Annotated in this window: 18 protein-coding genes; 11 read left to right on the top strand and 7 right to left on the bottom strand. The window is 70.8% G+C overall.

All coding sequences use genetic code 11. From position 1 onward, the window contains the following. Positions 1-18 precede the first annotated feature (18 nt). Positions 19-858 carry a flagellin gene (locus tag ACL00U_RS08180; RefSeq protein ID WP_031259268.1) on the bottom strand — a complete coding sequence of 280 codons (840 nt, stop codon included), beginning with the start codon at positions 856-858 and terminating at the stop codon, positions 19-21. A 118-nt stretch (positions 859-976) separates the two neighbouring features. After that, positions 977-1,792 (bottom strand): sigma-70 family RNA polymerase sigma factor, encoded by an 816-nt coding sequence (locus tag ACL00U_RS08175; protein WP_040419087.1) that lies wholly within the window; start codon positions 1,790-1,792, stop codon positions 977-979. Between the two features lie 442 nt (positions 1,793-2,234). Between ACL00U_RS08175 and ACL00U_RS08170 the strand changes: the two genes are divergently transcribed. The 5 genes from ACL00U_RS08170 to ACL00U_RS08150 all read left to right on the top strand — a co-directional run bounded on the left by ACL00U_RS08170 (position 2,235) and on the right by ACL00U_RS08150 (position 6,574). Continuing rightward, on the top strand, positions 2,235-2,720 hold the full coding sequence (locus tag ACL00U_RS08170; RefSeq protein ID WP_017886129.1) for a flagellar protein FlgN: 486 nt from the start codon (positions 2,235-2,237) through the stop codon (positions 2,718-2,720). A 4-nt stretch (positions 2,721-2,724) separates the two neighbouring features. Continuing rightward, entirely contained in the window at positions 2,725-4,146 is a 1,422-nt protein-coding gene (gene flgK, locus ACL00U_RS08165; protein ID WP_412874048.1) for a flagellar hook-associated protein FlgK, read from the top strand. A 2-nt stretch (positions 4,147-4,148) separates the two neighbouring features. Beyond that, positions 4,149-5,030, top strand: coding sequence for a flagellin (locus tag ACL00U_RS08160; RefSeq protein WP_017886127.1), 882 nt, complete (start codon positions 4,149-4,151; stop codon positions 5,028-5,030). Beyond that, the gene (gene fliW, locus ACL00U_RS08155) at positions 5,027-5,395 is read left to right on the top strand and encodes a flagellar assembly protein FliW (protein ID WP_017886126.1); all 369 of its coding nucleotides are present in this window, start codon (positions 5,027-5,029) and stop codon (positions 5,393-5,395) included. The genes ACL00U_RS08160 and fliW overlap by 4 nt, the downstream gene beginning before the upstream one ends. A 255-nt stretch (positions 5,396-5,650) precedes the next feature. Continuing rightward, on the top strand, positions 5,651-6,574 hold the full coding sequence (locus tag ACL00U_RS08150) for a hypothetical protein (RefSeq protein ID WP_017886125.1): 924 nt from the start codon (positions 5,651-5,653) through the stop codon (positions 6,572-6,574). Positions 6,575-6,588: 14 nt separating this feature from the next. Here ACL00U_RS08150 and ACL00U_RS08145 read toward each other — a convergent pair whose 3' ends face one another. Then, a complete protein-coding gene (locus ACL00U_RS08145; protein ID WP_031259267.1) occupies positions 6,589-7,236 on the bottom strand; it encodes a hypothetical protein in 648 nt (215 codons plus the stop codon). A 38-nt stretch (positions 7,237-7,274) separates the two neighbouring features. Here ACL00U_RS08145 and ACL00U_RS08140 point away from each other — a divergent pair, with 38 nt between their 5' ends. Beyond that, the gene (locus ACL00U_RS08140) at positions 7,275-8,150 is read left to right on the top strand and encodes a hypothetical protein (RefSeq protein ID WP_152427158.1); all 876 of its coding nucleotides are present in this window, start codon (positions 7,275-7,277) and stop codon (positions 8,148-8,150) included. A 151-nt stretch (positions 8,151-8,301) separates the two neighbouring features. Here the strand turns inward: ACL00U_RS08140 and ACL00U_RS08135 are convergent, their stop codons facing one another. Beyond that, the gene (locus ACL00U_RS08135) at positions 8,302-9,270 is read right to left on the bottom strand and encodes a beta-ketoacyl-ACP synthase III (protein ID WP_214562110.1); all 969 of its coding nucleotides are present in this window, start codon (positions 9,268-9,270) and stop codon (positions 8,302-8,304) included. A 69-nt stretch (positions 9,271-9,339) separates the two neighbouring features. Further along, on the bottom strand, positions 9,340-9,747 hold the full coding sequence (locus tag ACL00U_RS08130; protein ID WP_042537067.1) for a ChaB family protein: 408 nt from the start codon (positions 9,745-9,747) through the stop codon (positions 9,340-9,342). Between the two features lie 99 nt (positions 9,748-9,846). Here ACL00U_RS08130 and ACL00U_RS08125 point away from each other — a divergent pair, with 99 nt between their 5' ends. Further along, on the top strand, positions 9,847-10,818 hold the full coding sequence (locus tag ACL00U_RS08125) for an aldo/keto reductase (protein WP_031259266.1): 972 nt from the start codon (positions 9,847-9,849) through the stop codon (positions 10,816-10,818). 240 nt (positions 10,819-11,058) lie between these two features. On the opposite strand, the gene ACL00U_RS08120 is transcribed toward ACL00U_RS08125, so the two are convergent. Both ACL00U_RS08120 and zapE read right to left on the bottom strand, forming a co-directional pair. Next, complete coding sequence (locus ACL00U_RS08120; protein ID WP_017886119.1) at positions 11,059-12,303, bottom strand: ammonium transporter; 1,245 nt, start codon at positions 12,301-12,303, stop codon at positions 11,059-11,061. Between the two features lie 241 nt (positions 12,304-12,544). Continuing rightward, entirely contained in the window at positions 12,545-13,567 is a 1,023-nt protein-coding gene (zapE, locus tag ACL00U_RS08115; protein WP_412874047.1) for a cell division protein ZapE, read from the bottom strand. Between the two features lie 140 nt (positions 13,568-13,707). Between zapE and ACL00U_RS08110 the strand changes: the two genes are divergently transcribed. The 4 genes from ACL00U_RS08110 (at position 13,708) to ACL00U_RS08095 (ending at position 16,309) form a co-directional block, all read left to right on the top strand. After that, on the top strand, positions 13,708-14,619 hold the full coding sequence (locus ACL00U_RS08110) for a sulfurtransferase (RefSeq protein WP_412874046.1): 912 nt from the start codon (positions 13,708-13,710) through the stop codon (positions 14,617-14,619). Beyond that, on the top strand, positions 14,616-15,074 hold the full coding sequence (locus ACL00U_RS08105; protein ID WP_412874045.1) for a SufE family protein: 459 nt from the start codon (positions 14,616-14,618) through the stop codon (positions 15,072-15,074). Before ACL00U_RS08110 ends, ACL00U_RS08105 begins: the two co-directional genes overlap by 4 nt. Before the next feature lie 138 nt (positions 15,075-15,212). Continuing rightward, positions 15,213-15,587, top strand: coding sequence for a hypothetical protein (locus ACL00U_RS08100; RefSeq protein WP_412874044.1), 375 nt, complete (start codon positions 15,213-15,215; stop codon positions 15,585-15,587). Positions 15,588-15,610: 23 nt separating this feature from the next. Continuing rightward, positions 15,611-16,309, top strand: coding sequence for a hypothetical protein (locus tag ACL00U_RS08095; protein WP_412874043.1), 699 nt, complete (start codon positions 15,611-15,613; stop codon positions 16,307-16,309). Positions 16,310-16,401: the final 92 nt, after the last annotated feature.

The raw sequence follows: 16,401 nt of genomic DNA, 5'->3' as shown, positions 1-16,401 counted from the left end.
GGGCGGACCGCGTGATGGCTAGCGCAGGAGCGAGAGCACGCCCTGGGTGCTCTGGTTCGCCTGCGCGAGCATCGAGGTGCCGGCCTGGCTCAGGATGTTGTCGCGCGTGTACTTGACCATCTCCTGTGCCATGTCGACGTCGGTGATGCGCGAACCGGCAGCCGTCAGGTTCTCCTTGGCCACGTTCGTCACGTTGATGGCGTGGTCGAAGCGGTTCTGGATGGCACCGATGGTCGAACGAGCGGAGGAGACGTACTTGATCTGCTCGTCGATCGCGGTGATGGCAGCCTGAGCGTTCGTGGCCGAGTCGAAGGTGAGCGCGCCGACCGCGGTCGACACGGACTCCACGTTCGACTTCGACAGGTCCACGTCGATCTGGCTCGCCGCGTCACCGTTCGCGCCGACCTGGAACTTCAGCACCCCTGCGGCGCCGGCGGAGCCGTCGAGCAGCTTGATGCCGTTGAAGTTGGTCGACGCCGAGATGCGGGTGAGCTCCTTGGTGAGCTCGCCGACCTCGGTGGTGATCGCCTTCCGCGAGTCCTCGTTGTTCGAGTCGTTGCCGGCCTGGACGGCCAGGTCGCGCATGCGCTGGAGGATCGAGTGGGTCTCGGTGAGGCCACCTTCAGCGGTCTGCACGACGGAGATGCCGTCCTGCGCGTTGCGGGCGGCGACCGTGAGGCCACCGACCTGGGACTTCAGCCCCTCGGAGATCGTCAGACCGGAAGCGTCGTCGGCAGCACGGTTGATGCGGAGGCCGCTCGAGAGCTTCTCGAGGGACTTCGACAGGTCGTTCTGCGTCGAGTTCAGGTTCCGGTACGTGTTGAGTGCCGAGAGGTTGGTGTTGATGGACATACCCATGGTGGTTTCCTCCGTGAACGTGGGTCGTGCGTCTGCCCGTCCGTGGGCTGACATGGATGACTCTCGGCCGGTCGCCGGGAGTCGTTAGGGGATCGGCGGAGAAGTTTCCGCCGACGTCTCAACTCGCCGCGACGGCCGGTCCTGCTGCAGCGTCGTGCACCGCGCGGGCGACACCGGCGGCGGCGTTCGTGGCGACACGGGCCAGGTACGCACTGCGACGGGCCGCGGTGGTGCGGCTGGCGGGCTCGACGGTGGTGCCGTCGCCGTAGTGGGCGGCGAGACCGTCGTGGAGCAGCCGCATCGCCTCGGAGCGCTGCTGCGAGACGGCGGAGTGCGTGATGCCGAGCTCGGCGGCGACGTCGGTGACCGATCGGTCGCCGAAGTACACGGCCTCGACGATGAAGCGCATCCGCTCGGGCAGGGCCTCGACCGCGGCGCGGAGGTACCGGCGTTTCTCGGTCTCGAGCAGGTCGTCCCCCGGGAGCGGCAGGTCGGCCGCGACCAGGTCGTGCACGGTCTCGTCGAGGGGCGCGACGGTGCGGGCGGCGTCGCTCATCGCGTCCACCGCGGTCTGCTTGTCGACGCCCATCGCGTCGGCGATCTCCTGCGCACCGACGGTCCGGCCGAGTCGCGCCGACAGGGCCTCCTGCGTGGCCAGGGTCTCGCGGATGCGCTTGCGGGTGCCGCGGGAGGCCCAGTCGGCCGAGCGCATGTCGTCGGCCAGTGCCCCGGTGATCCGGGTGCGGGCGTAGGCGCCGAACGGGACGCCGAGGGTGGGGTCGAACGCATCGGCCGCGGCGACGAGGGCGAGGGACCCGACGGCGGCGAGGTCGTCGCGGTCCAGGTGCGTCGCCCGGGAGCGGACGTCGGCCACGATGTAGCCCACGAGCGGGAGGTGCTCCACGATCATCGCGTTGCGTTCGGTGCGGTCCATGCTCATCCCCTGGTCGACCTGACGTGTGTCGGCTCACCCGTCCGTGGGCGCGACGAGCGCCGGCCTCGGATGGCCGGTGCGTACGCCGAAGAACCGCCCGGGTCCCTCCGAGCGGAGCACCCCGTGTCGTTCCCGAGCAGTTCCGGGCGTCCCCCGGGGTGCGTTCTGAATGTATCGGCTGGCAATGGGCTGAGTGGGTCCACATGCGTCCCCAGTGCGGGGGTGTCAGGGCCCGGATCCGGTCGGCATTTCTGGGGACTCCGGGTGGGGAACGACCGTTCTTGTCCCCCGACAGGGCTCATCGGGTCACAGTCTCGGCGAGTACTGAGTCGGCACTCGGCCGCCGGGGCTTACGGTCGCGACCACCGAGTCGATAGGTCCCGGTGTCCGCAGGATGACGGACCGGGGGCCACCCCGACGAACCACCACCTGGGAGGAGCTGATGAGCGTGAACGACCTGTCCGCCGTGCTCTGGCGCGAACGCGAGCTGCTCGAACTGCTCACCTTCAAGCTCGAGGAGGAGCAGCTCCTGCTCACCGCGGGCCGCTCCCGCTGGGTGTCGCACGCCAGCCGCGAGGTCGAGCAGGTCCTCGACCGGCTCCGCAGCACCGGACTCGAGCGCGCCGCGCAGAGTGCCGAGGTCGCCGAGGAGTGGGGCGTGCCCGCCGACGCTCCCCTGCGGGACGTCGTCGCCGCGGCGCCGAACGGCCCGTGGGGCGAGATCCTGTCGTCGCACCTCACCGCGATGGTCGAGCTGACCACCCAGATCGGCGCGCTGCGCGACGAGAACGACCGGTTCCTCCGTGCCGCCGCCCAGGCCACCGAGGAGACCTTGGCCGGGACCGTCACCGGCGCCGCCACCTACGACGCCACCGGCACGTCGGGTGCCGGCGCGGACGGCGCCCGCCTGTTCGAGGGGACGCTGTAACACCGTGGTCAGCACCTTCGGATCCCTCGCGACGGCGTACTCCGGCCTCGCCGCGGCCCGGGCCGGCATCGACGTCACCGGCCAGAACATCGCCAACGCCGGCACCGCCGGGTACACGCGGCAGCGCGTCACGCAGAACTCGGTCCCCGCGACCCAGACCGGCTTCATGCGGGGCACCGCGGCCCTCGCCGGCCAGGGCGTCTCCGTCGACGGCATCGCCCGCCTGGCGTCCCTGACGCTCGACGCCGGCGTCCGCGTCGCCGCCGGTTCGTCGGCGTACGCCGACGCCCGCGCCAGCGCACTCTCCGCCCTCGAGACCGGATTGCACGAGCCCGGCAAGGACGGTCTGAGCGCCAAGCTGGATGCGTTCTGGTCGTCCTGGAGCGAGCTCGCCAGCCACCCCGACGACCCCGGTGCCGCGAGCGCGGTGCTCGGGGCCGCGGGCACCGTCGTCTCCGCCCTGGCCGCCGGATCGAAGGCCGTCGATGCGCAGTGGTCGTCGGTGCGCGGCTCCCTGACCGGCCAGGTCGCCCAGCTGAACGGCGCCGCGGAGCAGGTCGCGGACCTGAACGGCCGGATCCGCACCGCACTGGCGTCGGGCGGCACCGCCAACGAGCTGCTCGACCAGCGCGACCAGCTCACGCAGCAGATCGCCACGCTCGCCGGCGGCACCACCCGGACCAACGCCGACGGCACGGTCGACGTGCTCCTCGGTGGCAACCCGCTCGTGCAGGGCACCGACGCCCGCTCGGTCGCCCTCGGCGGCGGCGAGCGTCTGGCCGACGGCACCGCGGTCACCCTGACCTGGACCACCGGCACGGCCGGGGCCGTCGGGCTGAGCGGCGGGTCGATCGGCGGAGCCCTCGCCGTCCTGGCGCCCGCGTCCGGCACCGGCACCGGCGGGGCACTCGCCGAGGCGTCCGTGTCCTACGACGCCGTGGCCACCCGACTCGCCACCACCGTGAACGCCCTGCACGCCACCGGGACCACCCCGGCCGGCGCCACGGGCGCACCGTTCTTCTCACTCGCGACCGGTGTGCCCGCCGCCCAGGCGCTCGGCGTCGTCCCCACGGACGCCGGCGGCCTGGCGACGCGGAACGCGGCGGGCGAACTCGACGACTCGTTCGCCGACGCGCTCGCGCGACTCGGGGCGTCGTCCGACGGTGCCGACCAGGTCTGGGCGACGTTCGTGACGGGGGTGGGCACCGCCTCCAGGTCGGCGACGTCGGAATCGACGCTGACCGGACTCGCGCTCACCAACGCACGCACCCAGCAGCAGTCGAGCGCCGGCGTCGACCTCGACGAGGAGAACGTGAACCTGCTGAGCTACCAGCACGCGTACCAGGGCGCCGCGCGCGTCCTGACCGCCGTCGACGAGATGCTCGACACCATCATCAACCGAGTCGGACTCGTCGGGAGGGGCTGATCGTGATCACCCGTGTGACCACCCAGATGTCGATGGCGGCCGCCTCGGCCCGGCTGCAGGCCGGTGCCGCGAAGGTCGCCGAGCTCACCGACCAGGCCACGACGCTGCGCGCCATCCAGAAGCCGTCCGACGACCCCGTCGGCACCGCGTCGTCGATGCAGGTGCGCAAGGAGCAGGCCGCTGCGGCGCAGTACTCGCGGAACGCAGACGACGCCGCGGCGTGGCTCGCGACCACCGACAGTGCACTGTCGAGCGTGTACGGGGTGCTCAACAACGTCCGCGACCTCACGGTCCAGGCCGCGAACTCGGGCACCATGAGCGAGACGAACCGCGACGCCTTCGTCACGCAGTTCCGGTCGCTCAAGGCCGACCTCGAGGCACGAGCCAACACCACCTACGGCACCCGTTCGGTGTTCGCGGGGTCGTCGACCGCCGCTGCCGCCCACGACCCGGCCACGGGTTGGGCGGCCTCGGGCACCGACGTGTCCCGGCGGATCGGTGACGGCACGACCGTCCGCGTCGACACCACCGGCACCGCGGTCTTCGGATCCGGTGACGACTCGGTGTTCGCCGTGATCGACTCCATCGTCAGCGACCTGCAGAACGGGGTGAACGTGAACGCGCGGATCAACGACGTGGACGGCGCGCTCGGGACCGTCCGCGGCGCCCAGGCCGACGTCGGGGTCCGGCACGCCGCCGCGCTCGCGGCGCAGGACTCACTGAAGTCCGCGACCGTCTCGCTCGAGAGCCGCCGCGCCGGCATCGAGGACGTGGACCTCGCCAAGGCCGTCCTCGACCTGCAGGTGCAGCAGACCAACTACCAGGCAGCCCTCGCCGTCACCGCGAAGGTCCTGCAGCCGACCCTGATGGACTACCTCCGATGAGCATCTCCCTGACCTTCGCCGTCCCGCCGTTCGGACTCGCTGCCGCGCCGGCCTTCGCCCTGTCGCCCGTCGACGGCGCCGAGGGGCTGTTCACGCTCGTCGGCGACGACGCGCGGCTGTTCCTGCTCGACGCCGCGGTGCACCTGCCGTCGTACGCGCCCGAGCTCACCGACGAGCAGGCCGCCGCGCTCGGGCTGACCGACCCCGCGGACGCGATGCTGCTGGTGGTCGCGAACCCCGGGGCGTCCGGCACCACGGTCAACCTGCTCGCGCCGATCGTCGTGAACGCCCGCACCGCCGTGGGCGCGCAGATCATCCTCGAGGAGCAGGACCTGCCGCTGCGGGCGGAGCTCGCGCGGGTGTAGCGCGCGCGGTCGCGCCGGGCGCACCCGTTCTGCGACATTCCACCAGTCGTTCGCGTCGTGCATCGTCGGAACATGCACACGCAGTAGTTGCGCGCACATCAGGCGACAACACACGAGTCGTTCGACGCGTGGATCGTCGGAACATGCACACGCACTGCAGGCGGTCAGTCCTCCACAGGGCGCTGTTACCGCCAGAGTCTCCACAGATCGGCGTCCGGAGCGTGCTGGATCTCCGCGTTCGGCGAGCCTGGTGTCATGTCCAGAGCGAACGACGTCGAACTGATCCGCACATCGGGCGCGACCTCCGCCGAACGCCGTGCCCTCGAACGCGACGTTCACCGCGGACGCTTCGAACGCCTCCGTCCGGGCGTCCTCGTCCACCCGGGTGCCCTCGACGGGCTGCACCCCGGCGAGCAGCACCATGTGCTCGTCCGGGCCTCGGCGCACCGGATCCGTGACACGGACGTCGTCTCACACCAGTCTGCCTGCGCCGTCCTCGGTCTGCCGTTGGTCGCAGCGGCACCGCCGAAGGTGCACCTCTCCGATCCGACCACGACGCACACTCGTGTCACGGCGTGGTTCGTCCGGCACGGCTCGCAGATGCGGCCGCCCGCGGTCAGGATCGACGAGGACTCGATACCCACGACGACCCCGGCGAGGACCGCGATCGACGTCGCTGCGACGCGCGCGTTGTTCGAGGCGCTGCCCGTCGTCGACTCCGTGCTCTCGCGTCGGCTCAGCGATCGCGCGACGCTCGAGGCGGAGTTCGCAGCGCTGACAGCAGCCCGCAGCAAGGCGGGCCTCGCGATCGCGATGGGGTCGGCACTGTCGGGGTCGCCGGCCGAGTCGGTGTGCCGGGTGCGGTTCCGCGAGCTCGGCGTGCCCGAGCCGGTGCAGCAGCACGTGTTCGCCCGGGCAGGATCGGAGACGGCGGTGGTGGACTTCTGGTTCCCGGACCAGGGCGTCGTGGTCGAGGTCGACGGCCGCGCGAAGTACGAGGACCCGGTGATGCTCGACGGGCGTTCGACCGCCGACGCGCACTGGCGCGAGAAACGACGTGAGGACTTCATCCGGTCGTGCCCCGGTGTCCGCGCGGTCATCCGGCTCTCCTGGTCCGACCTGATGCAGCCCGACCGGGTGCGGGCTGCGCTCCGGCGCGCAGGTGTGCCGTGCGGGTGACCCACCACGGACGGTCAGCGCGGGCGGTGCGGTGCCTCGGGGTGGTACTCCCGCTGGCGCTCCACCGTCGGCGAACCGGAGACTCCCCGGCCGTTCAGCACCCCGCCGACCACGACCTCGCCGACCCCCACGCGCACACCACGGACGGGCCCCGTGCCCTTGACCACACCGCCGCGGTGGTCCGGGTCGGGTTCGCGGTGGTCGCCGCCGTCCGCCAGTTCGACGTCCCGGACGGACACTGGCCCGAGCACCTGCGCGCCGGAGCCGATGCGCGCCGGCCCCTCGACGAGACACCCGGCCGTCAGGCGGGCGCGACCACCCACCACCACGTCGGATCCCGTCGCGATGATCGTCACCGGTCCGGGCCCGAGTTCGGCGTCCTCGCCGACGTGCACGGTCACCGCGGACGCGACGATGGTCACCGGCCCGGGGCCGAGTCGTGCTCCGGAAGCGACCGAGATCAGGCCGCCGTCGCGGGTCTCCAGGGTCGTGGACGGGTACAGCACGGCTCCGGGCAGAACGGTCACGCCGGCCCCGATCAGGACGGACCCGGGGTCGAGCACGCGGACGTCCGGTGCGAGGGCGGCGACCTCGTGGACGGGCAGGAACCCGGCCGCGCGGCGAGCCACGTCGAGGGGTCGCGCTGTCCGGTCGCCGTCCATCCAGCGAGCCTCCCACATGCCCGGCGTACGGTGAGCGCATGGCCCGCTCCCCGAAGGACCAGGCGATCGTGCCCCTGCCGAACGCCCAGGTCTCCCCCACGTCAGACGACTCCAGAACCCCGCAACCGCAACAACCCGCCGGATGGGTCAAGTTGCTCGACCGCGCCATCAGTGTGCAGCGGCCGGCGGTCGTGGCGCACGTCAAGGCGATCCGCCGCCGCAAGCCCGACGCCACGCCGGCCGAGGTCATCCAGATCCTCGAGCGGCAGTACCTCACGGCCGTGACGACCGGTGGTGCCGCGGTCGGTGCGAGCGCCGTGATCCCGGGCGTCGGGATGGTTGCCGCGCTCGGACTGAGCGGTGCGGAGACGATCGGGTTCCTCGAGACCACGGCGCTGTTCGCCCAGTCGGTGACCGAGGTGCACGGGATCGCCCTGGACGACCCCGAGCGCGCTCGCACCCTGGTGATGGCGATGATCCTCGGCGCCCCGGGGACGCAGCTGATCAAGCAACTCGGTGGACAGATCGCCGGTGGCCAGGTCCGGACCGCGTTCTGGGGCGAGATGGTGACCTCGTCCCTCCCGAAGCAGATGGTGAACGGCATCGGCGGACAGGTCCGAGACCAGTTCATCAAGCGCTTCGCCATCCGACAGGGCGGGTCGGTGCTCGGTCGGGCCCTGCCGTTCGGCATCGGCGCGGCCGTCGGTGGCCTCGGTAACCACGCGCTGGGCCGCAAGGTCATCCAGGCGTCGCGGACGGGCTTCGGCATGCCGCCGGCGCAGTTCCCGATCGTCCTGACCGTGACCCCCGCGGCCGAGAAGACCCGGCGTGCCCTGCCGTGGAAGCGTGGCGCGGGCAAGGACCAGGACCTCTGGACCGAGCCGGGCAACGACGACCACGGCACGAAACGCTGAACCCCGGCACGACGCGCTCAACCCCGGCACGACGCCCTGAACCCCGGCACGAAGCGCCGGACCAGGACACCAAGCGCTGACACAGGAACGGCCCGGGCAGCGTGCCCGGGCCGTTCCTGCGTCTGTGTCTGTGTCTGTTGCAGGCCGTGTCCTAGAAGGACCGCACGGGCGTCGTCACGACCTGTCCAGCGTGCGCGAACCCGCCCCCGAAGCCGAACAGCAGCGCCGGCACACCCTCGGGCAGGTCACCACGCTCCCACGCCTTCGACAGCCCGAGCGGCACACTCGCCGCCGAGGTGTTCCCGGACTCGACGACGTCGCGGATGACGAACTTGGACTCCCCGCCGAGCGCGGTCACGAGCGGCTCGATGATCCGCAGGTTCGCCTGGTGGAACGCGAACACCTCGATGTCGTCCATCGAGAGCCCCGCGGCTTCGACGACCTTGCGGGCGTGTCTCTCCGCCTCGGTGATGGCCCAGCGGTAGATCGAGCGACCCTCCTGGTTGAAGCGCCCCGGCGACCCCTCCACGCGGACGGCATCGAGCAGGTGCGGCACGCTCCCCCACGACACCGGCCCGATCTCGGGCGTCTCGGCGACACCTAACACGGCGGCGCCGGCTCCGTCACCGACGAGCACACAGGTCGACCGGTCGGTCCAGTCGGCGATGCCGGACAGCACCTCGGACCCGATCACGAGCGCGACGTCGGCCGAACCGGTCCGGATGGACTGGTCGGCGAGCCCGAGCGCGTACTCGAAGCCACTGCACGCGGTGTTGATGTCGATCGGCGCGGGGCCGTTCGTCATGCCGAGTGCGGCGGCGACCCGGCCGGCCGTGTACGGAGCGCGGTCCTGGTGCGTGGTGGACGCGACGATGACGAGTCCGACGGCCGAGGGCGACACCCCGGCGTCGGCGAGGGCACGGCGGCCGGCCTCGATCGCCATCGACGTGACGGTGTCGTCGGGCCCGGCGATCCGTCGGGTCTGGATGCCGGTGCGGGTGCGGATCCACTCGTCGTTCGTGTCGACCATCGTCGACAGTTCGTCGTTGGTCAGGATGCGTTCGGGCTGGTGGTGTCCGAACCCGAGGATCCGGCTGCCACGGAGTGCTGGGATGTTCACCGTCGGCACGTTACCCCCTCACCCCGAGCCAGCATGCCTGCCGAGGAATGCAGGCCCCGCCTCGCACCGTCACTTCCGCGCGGCGGCGGTCGCACGGTCGTTGGCCTTGCCGATCGCGTCGACCAGCTCGTCCTTGTTCATCTTCGACCGGCCGCGCACGTCGAGCCGCTTCGCGACGTCCATCAGGTGTGCCTTCGAGGCGTTCGCGTCGACACCGCCCTCGGTCTTCCCGGATGAGTCCGAGCCAGCACCACGCGAACCCGCGGCACCGGAGTCGGACGGGCCGGAGGACTCCTTCTCCTCCCAGTGGTCGCCGACCTTCTCGTACTCGTGCTTCACCGCGGCGAACGCGGTGCGGTGCGCGCGCTCGCCCGGTCCGTACGACTCGTTCGCCGAGTCGAGCGCCTTCTCGAAGATCTCCTGCGCGTGCTCCGGGGACCGCTGCAGGGTGCTGGGGATCTCGTCCTTGGCTGGCATGGCTGCTCCTCTCGAGTGGTCCTCCCTGACTACTCCCCACCCCTCGACCGGTACTCCCAGGGCCTGGCGCCACCAGCGCGTCACGAGTAGACCCGTCTCATGGACTACACACACCTCGGACGGACAGGGCTGTCGGTTTCACGAGCAGTGCTCGGCACGATGAACTTCGGCCCGGAGACCAGCGAGGACGACTCGCACGCGATCATGGACCGGGCCCACGAGCTCGGCGTCAACTTCTTCGACACCGCCAACGGGTACGGCGGCTCGGTGGGCAAGGGTGCCACCGAGGAGATCATCGGCCGCTGGTTCGCCGAGGGCGGCGGGCGTCGCGAGAAGACCGTCCTCGCCACGAAGGTCTACGGCGAGATGATCGACTGGCCGAACGGCGGCAAGCTCAGCGCCCTGAACATCCGGCAGTCGCTCGACGCGAGTCTGCAGCGGCTGCAGACCGACCACATCGACCTGTACCAGTTCCACCACGTCGACCGTGCGACGCCGTGGGACGAGATCTGGCAGGCGATCGACGTCGCCGTGCAGCAGGGCAAGGTGCTCTACGTCGGCTCGTCGAACTTCGCCGGCTGGCACATCGCCCAGGCGCAGGAGGCCGCGAAGCGCCGCAACACCTTCGGCCTGGTCAGCGAGCAGTCGATCTACAACCTCGTGGTCCGCGACGTCGAGCGCGAGGTCCTGCCCGCCGCCCGTGCGTACGGCCTCGGCGTGATCCCGTGGTCGCCGCTGCAGGGCGGCCTGCTCGGCGGCGTCATCGAGAAGACGGAGAACGGCTCGCGTCGCCTGTCCGGCCGCAGCGCCGAGTACGTCGATTCGCACCGTGACCAGCTCACCGCGTACGAGTCCTTCGCGAAGGAACTCGGGCACACCCCCGGGGAGCTCGCCCTCGCTTGGCTGCTGCACCAGCCCGGCGTCACCGCGCCGATCACCGGCCCGCGCACGATGGAGCAGTGGGAGTCCGCGGTCCGCGCTGTCGACATCCGCCTCGACCAGCGTGCACTCGACCGGCTCGACGAGATCTTCCCGGGGCACACGACCTCGCCGGAGGACTACGCCTGGTGACGGAACCAACGGAACCAACGGATCGCTGACGCGACCATCTGCCTGGAGGCGCGGTGTGAGTCCGACCCGCACCGCGCCTCCGAAGCCGCTTCCGTGCCGACGCGCCAGCGGCGGACCGACCGTGACCGGTGGAGAGCCTCCCGTCCGTGGTCACGTCGAACACGCGACCCAGCGACACGACGACGGGCCCCGCGCTGCTGTGTGCGCGGGGCCCGTCGTCGTACGGGTGGTGCCTGGTGACTAGCGGACGCTGACCGGGCTGTCGTCGGTCTGCTCGTACAGGACGTAGCCCTCCTCGCCGTGGACGGCGGTGTCGATGCCCGCGACCTCGTCCTCGGTCTTGACGCGGAAGCCCATGGTCTTCTCGATGATCCAGCCGATGAGGAAGGCCAGGACGAACGAGTAGGCGCCGACGGCACCGGCTGCGGCCGCCTGCTTGCCGAGCTGCTCGAACGAGCCGGAGTAGATCAGGCCGGTGTCGTTGGCGAAGAACCCGAGGAACAGGGTGCCGAAGATGCCGCCGACCAGGTGCACGCCGACCACGTCGAGCGAGTCGTCGAAGCCCAGGCGGTACTTCCAGTCGATGGCGAAGCAGCAGACGATGCCGGCGAGGAAGCCGAGCAGGATGCCCCAGCCCGGGGTCAGGTTGGCGCAGGCCGGGGTGATCGCGACCAGGCCGGTGACGGCACCCGAGGCGGCACCGACAGAGGTGGCCTTGCCGTCCTTGAGCTTCTCGACGAGCAACCAGCCGAGGACCGCGGCTGCGGGAGCGGCGAGCGTGTTGATCCAGGCGAGCGACGCGACGCCGTTCGCGGCACCGGCGGAGCCGGCGTTGAAGCCGAACCAGCCGAACCACAGGATGGCGGCACCGAGCAGGACGAAGGGCGGGTTGTGCGGCTTGTGCGCGCCCTTGGCGAAGCCGACGCGCTTGCCGAGGACGATCGCCAGGGCGAGACCCGCCGCACCGGCGTTGATGTGCACCGCGGTGCCACCGGCGAAGTCGATGACGCCCCACGTGGCGGCCCAACCGGAGGTCAGGTTGAAGACCCACGAGGCGACCGGGAAGTAGACGACCGTGACCCAGATGCCGGCGAAGACCATCCACGCGCCGAACTTGGCGCGGTCGGCGATGGCGCCGGAGATGAGCGCGACGGTGATGATCGCGAAGGTGGCCTGGAAGCCGACGAAGGCGAGGTCGGGGTAGGTGGCGGCGAGCGTGGTGGCCTGGGACTGTTCGAACGCCTGGCCGAGGCCGATCTGGTTCCAGTCGATGCTGAAGAACCCGACGACGCCGCTGACGGCTGTGTGCGGCCCCGTGTTGGCGAAGGCGATCGCGTAGCCGTACAGCACCCAGAGGACGCCGACGAGCGCGATCGCACCGAAGGACATCATCATCATGGAGATGACGGACTTCGCCTTCACCAAACCGCCGTAGAAGAAGGCCAGGCCGGGTGTCATGAACAACACCAGCGCAGCCATGATCATGATGAAGCCTGTCTGGCCCTGATCAAGCATCTGTTCACCTCTCGATTGCACGAGCGGCTCTTGGACCGCCTCGGGTGTCACCGAGTCTGGCGAGGCGAGGTTTCACGAGGGAGCACGAACTGTTTCGCGGATGTAACGCGAGCACGCCGTTTGTAAACGTCGTGTTTCCAGCGGCCCGATGTCCCCTGCGCGAGGGGCACGAGACCGCCGTGGACAGATCGGTCCGGGCAGGGAGCGACGTTCAGGCGCGGGTGAGCGCCACGACGCGGGACGCCGCGCGCAGGTACTTCTTGCGGTAGCCGCCCTCGAGCATCACGTCGGGGTACACCTGGTCGAGCGGGGTCCCCGAGGCGACGATCCGCACCTGCGCGTCGTACAGCCGGTCCACCAGAGCGACCCAGCGCAGCGCGTCGGTCTGGTCGGTGAACGCCCGGACGTCGGTCAGTCCGACGGCGTCCAGGTCCTCGACCAGCGCGACGTACTTCGACGGGTGCACGGAACCCAGGTGCGCCACCACCGCTCCGAAGTCGTCGAGCGTGACCGCGCCCGTGGGCAGCAACCCGGCGACGTCGTCGACGACGGCAGCGGACTCGTCCACCGCACGTCGGCGGTAGTCGAGGCCGTCGATGCGCATGGTGTCGAAGCGGTCGGACATCGCCTGGATCTCGCGCAGGAAGTCCTGCGCGGCGAAGCGTCCTTCGCCGAGCGCCCCCGGCGGCGTGTTCGACGTCGCGGCGAAGCGGGTGCCCGTCTCGGTCAGTTCCTTGATGAGCCGGGTCATCACCATCGTGTCGCCCGGGTCGTCGAGCTCGAACTCGTCGATGCACACCAGGTCGGTGCCGCGGAGCAGGTCGACCGTCCCCTGGAACCCCAGTGCCCCGACGAGCGCGGTGTACTCGATGAAGGTGCCGAAGGTCTTCCGCCCGGTGGCCGCGTGGTACGCCGCCGCGAGCAGGTGGGTCTTGCCGACACCGAAGCCGCCGTCCAGGTAGACCCCGGACTTGGCCGCCGGTTCTGCCGACTGCTTGCGCCTCCCGAACAGCCCGCGCCGTGGGGCCTCGGCGGGCCCTGCGGCCACGAAGGCGGCGACGGCATCGCGGACCGAGGCCTGCGAGGCGTAGTCCGGGTCCGGCCGGTACGAGTCGAACGACGCGTCCGTGAACTGCGGCGGGGGCACGAGCGCCGCGGCCATCTGCTGCGGGGTCACCCGTGGATCACGGTCGACGAGGTGAGCGGGCAATCGGGGGACCCTTCCGGGAAGCATGTCGTTGGGTGTCACGTTGCGTCAGGGGCACGGTACGTCCGCGTACCGTTGCCCACAGGCACCGACGCCCGATCCTAGTCCGGCGCCAGCAGCACGCTCCCCAGCACCACGCTCCCCCGCACCCCCTGGAGGTACCCCCGATGACCGCACCGGTCGACCCGTCCGAGCAGTTCGCCGCCTACGCGCACCCGGAGCGCCTCGTCTCCACCGAGTGGCTGCAGGAGCAACTGGACTCCGGTGCCGGCGCGCCCGACCTGGTGGTCGTCGAGTCCGACGAGGACGTCCTGCTCTACGAGACCGGACACATCCCAGGCGCTGTGAAGGTCGACTGGCACACCGACCTCAACGACCCGGTGCAGCGCGACTACATCGACGGCGCCGCGTTCGCCGAGCTCCTCGGTGGCAAGGGCATCGGCCGCGACACCACCGTCGTGATCTACGGCGACAAGAACAACTGGTGGGCCGCGTACGCCCTCTGGGTGTTCACCCTGTTCGGCCACCAGGACGTGCGCCTGCTCGACGGCGGCCGCGCCAAGTGGATCGCCGAGGACCGTGCACTGACCACCGAGGAGACCCCCGTCACTCCCGTCGACTACCCCGTCGTCGAGCGCCACGACGAGCCCGTCCGTGCCTTCAAGGACGACGTCCTCGCGCACCTCGGCAAGCCGCTCATCGACGTCCGGAGCGCCCCGGAGTACAGCGGGGAGCGCACGACCGCGCCCGACTACCCGGAGGAGGGCGCGCTGCGCGGCGGGCACGTCCCCACCGCGGTGAACATCCCCTGGGCCACGGCGGCGGCGCCCGACGGCACCTTCCGGTCGCGCGCTGAACTCGACGCGATCTACCGCGAGGGCGCCGGCATCGGTGACGCCGACCAGGTCATCGCGTACTGCCGCATCGGTGAGCGTTCGAGCCACACCTGGTTCGTCCTGCAGCACCTGCTCGGCTACGCCGACGTCCGCAACTACGACGGTTCGTGGACCGAGTGGGGCAGCGCCGTCCGCGTCCCCATCGTGCAGGGATCCGAGCCGGGTACGGTTCCGAACCGATGAACGCCAGCACCGACGCCACGCTCCCCGCCACCCTCGCCGAGATCCGCGACGACTTCCTCGCCCTGGGCCAGAAGGACCGCCTGCAGCTCCTCCTCGAGTTCTCGAACGAGCTCCCGGTGCTGCCCGAGCGCCTGCAGGGGCACGAGGACGAACTCGAACGCGTCGAGGAGTGCCAGTCCCCCGTCTTCATCACCGTCACGGTGGGCGAGGACGGCGACGACCCGGACGTCGTCCGGATGCACGCCACCGCACCGCGCGAAGCACCGACCACCCGCGGCTTCGCCTCGATCCTGGCGCAGGGCCTGTCCGGCCTGACCGTCGAGCAGGTGCTCGCCGTCCCGACGGACTACCCGTTGACCATCGGCCTGTCCGAGGCGGTCAGCCCGCTGCGGATCCGCGGCATGGTGGGCATGCTCGGTCGCGTCCAGCGGCAGGTGCAGGCGGCGGTCGCGTAGACGCGGACCCACTGACGGACGGGAGGCCCGTGGCGACACCGCCACGGGCCTCCCGTCCGTCGGTTCAGCCAGTTCTCTGGCATCGCACTCGCTGACCGTGACAGGCTTCGGGTCAGCACCACAGGGGGGAGATCGACGATGAACACGCTCGACTGCATCGGCGTCGGACCAGCCGTCACGATCCGGTCCTCGAGCGGTGCGACGCTGCGGTTCGAGGACGAGTTCGCCCCTGCCGACTCCGATGGTGAGCACGCCTTCATCGAACCGGGCGGCAGACCGTTGCTCCTCGGAGTGCTCGCGCTGCACACGGAGGTCGTCGCCGACCGGAACGTCTCCGGCGCACGGATCACCACCCGGTTCGTCCCGCGTGCGTTGCTCGGAGGCTGGCCGAACCGCCGAGGCCCGTCCTGGCACTCCAGCGAACCAGGGCGTGCACGGGTCGACATCGACGTCCTGCCCGACGGCGAGGCCCGGTACCGACACGGCCCGTCGTCCGCGGGTGTCCGACGGTGACGGGCGCGCCCTCGGACGTCTCGGTGCCGCATCTCCGAGCGCTCACCAACGAGTCGACGGTGGAGCTGCCGGAGCGTGTCGTCGAGGTCCTCGCCGCAGTCGGGTCGGACGCGCAGGTGTTCGTCTCCGACGTGTCCGCGCGCTCGTTCGCGGGGGTCGTCCGGCGGACCTCCTCGAAGCAGTCGCCGAACCTCGTGCCGTTCATCGGGCCCCTCGAAGCCCTCGGCGACGAGCTCGTCCTCATCTGTCAGGTCGATCACGGCGATGAACTCGTGACGGTCGTGCTCCGTGCGACGGACCGAACGCTCGTGGCGGCCACGGCGATCGACCGGTCCGTCGGACTCGTCCACATCACCGTCCAGGAACTGTGCTCGCGCCTCCGCGCATCAGACGCCCCGGGGGCGGAACTGGCACTCGAAGTGGCATCGCAGTGTCCGGCCGAGGAACGGCTGCGGATCTTCGAGCAGGGCGCGCTGGCGACGGCACGGACCTTCCTGACGAAGTACACGATGGCAGCCGAGCGTGGCTTTGACGTCCGCGGGCTCGACGGGTTCGCACGTGCGCTCGTGCCGCTCGGCGACGCGCAGCCGGGGTTCTGCACCGTGCAGGCTGACACCGTGGTCGCGATCACCGCGTTCACACCCGGCAGGACCGACGTCCTCGCTGCCGTCCGCGTGGGCGGCCTCTCGCCACGGACCGGGACGACAGAGGAGACCGGATGACCACGACGGTGCCGGACAGAACGATTGCCGCGCCACCCGCTCGGTGAGCAGAAGAGGTCGCGTGCGCGTCGGCGACCCGACCAATCCTGCTC

Origin of the sequence: Curtobacterium poinsettiae, assembly GCF_047226435.1 — a bacterium.
GTDB lineage: Bacteria > Actinomycetota > Actinomycetes > Actinomycetales > Microbacteriaceae > Curtobacterium > Curtobacterium poinsettiae.
This window is presented reverse-complemented; position numbering and strand designations above follow the sequence as displayed.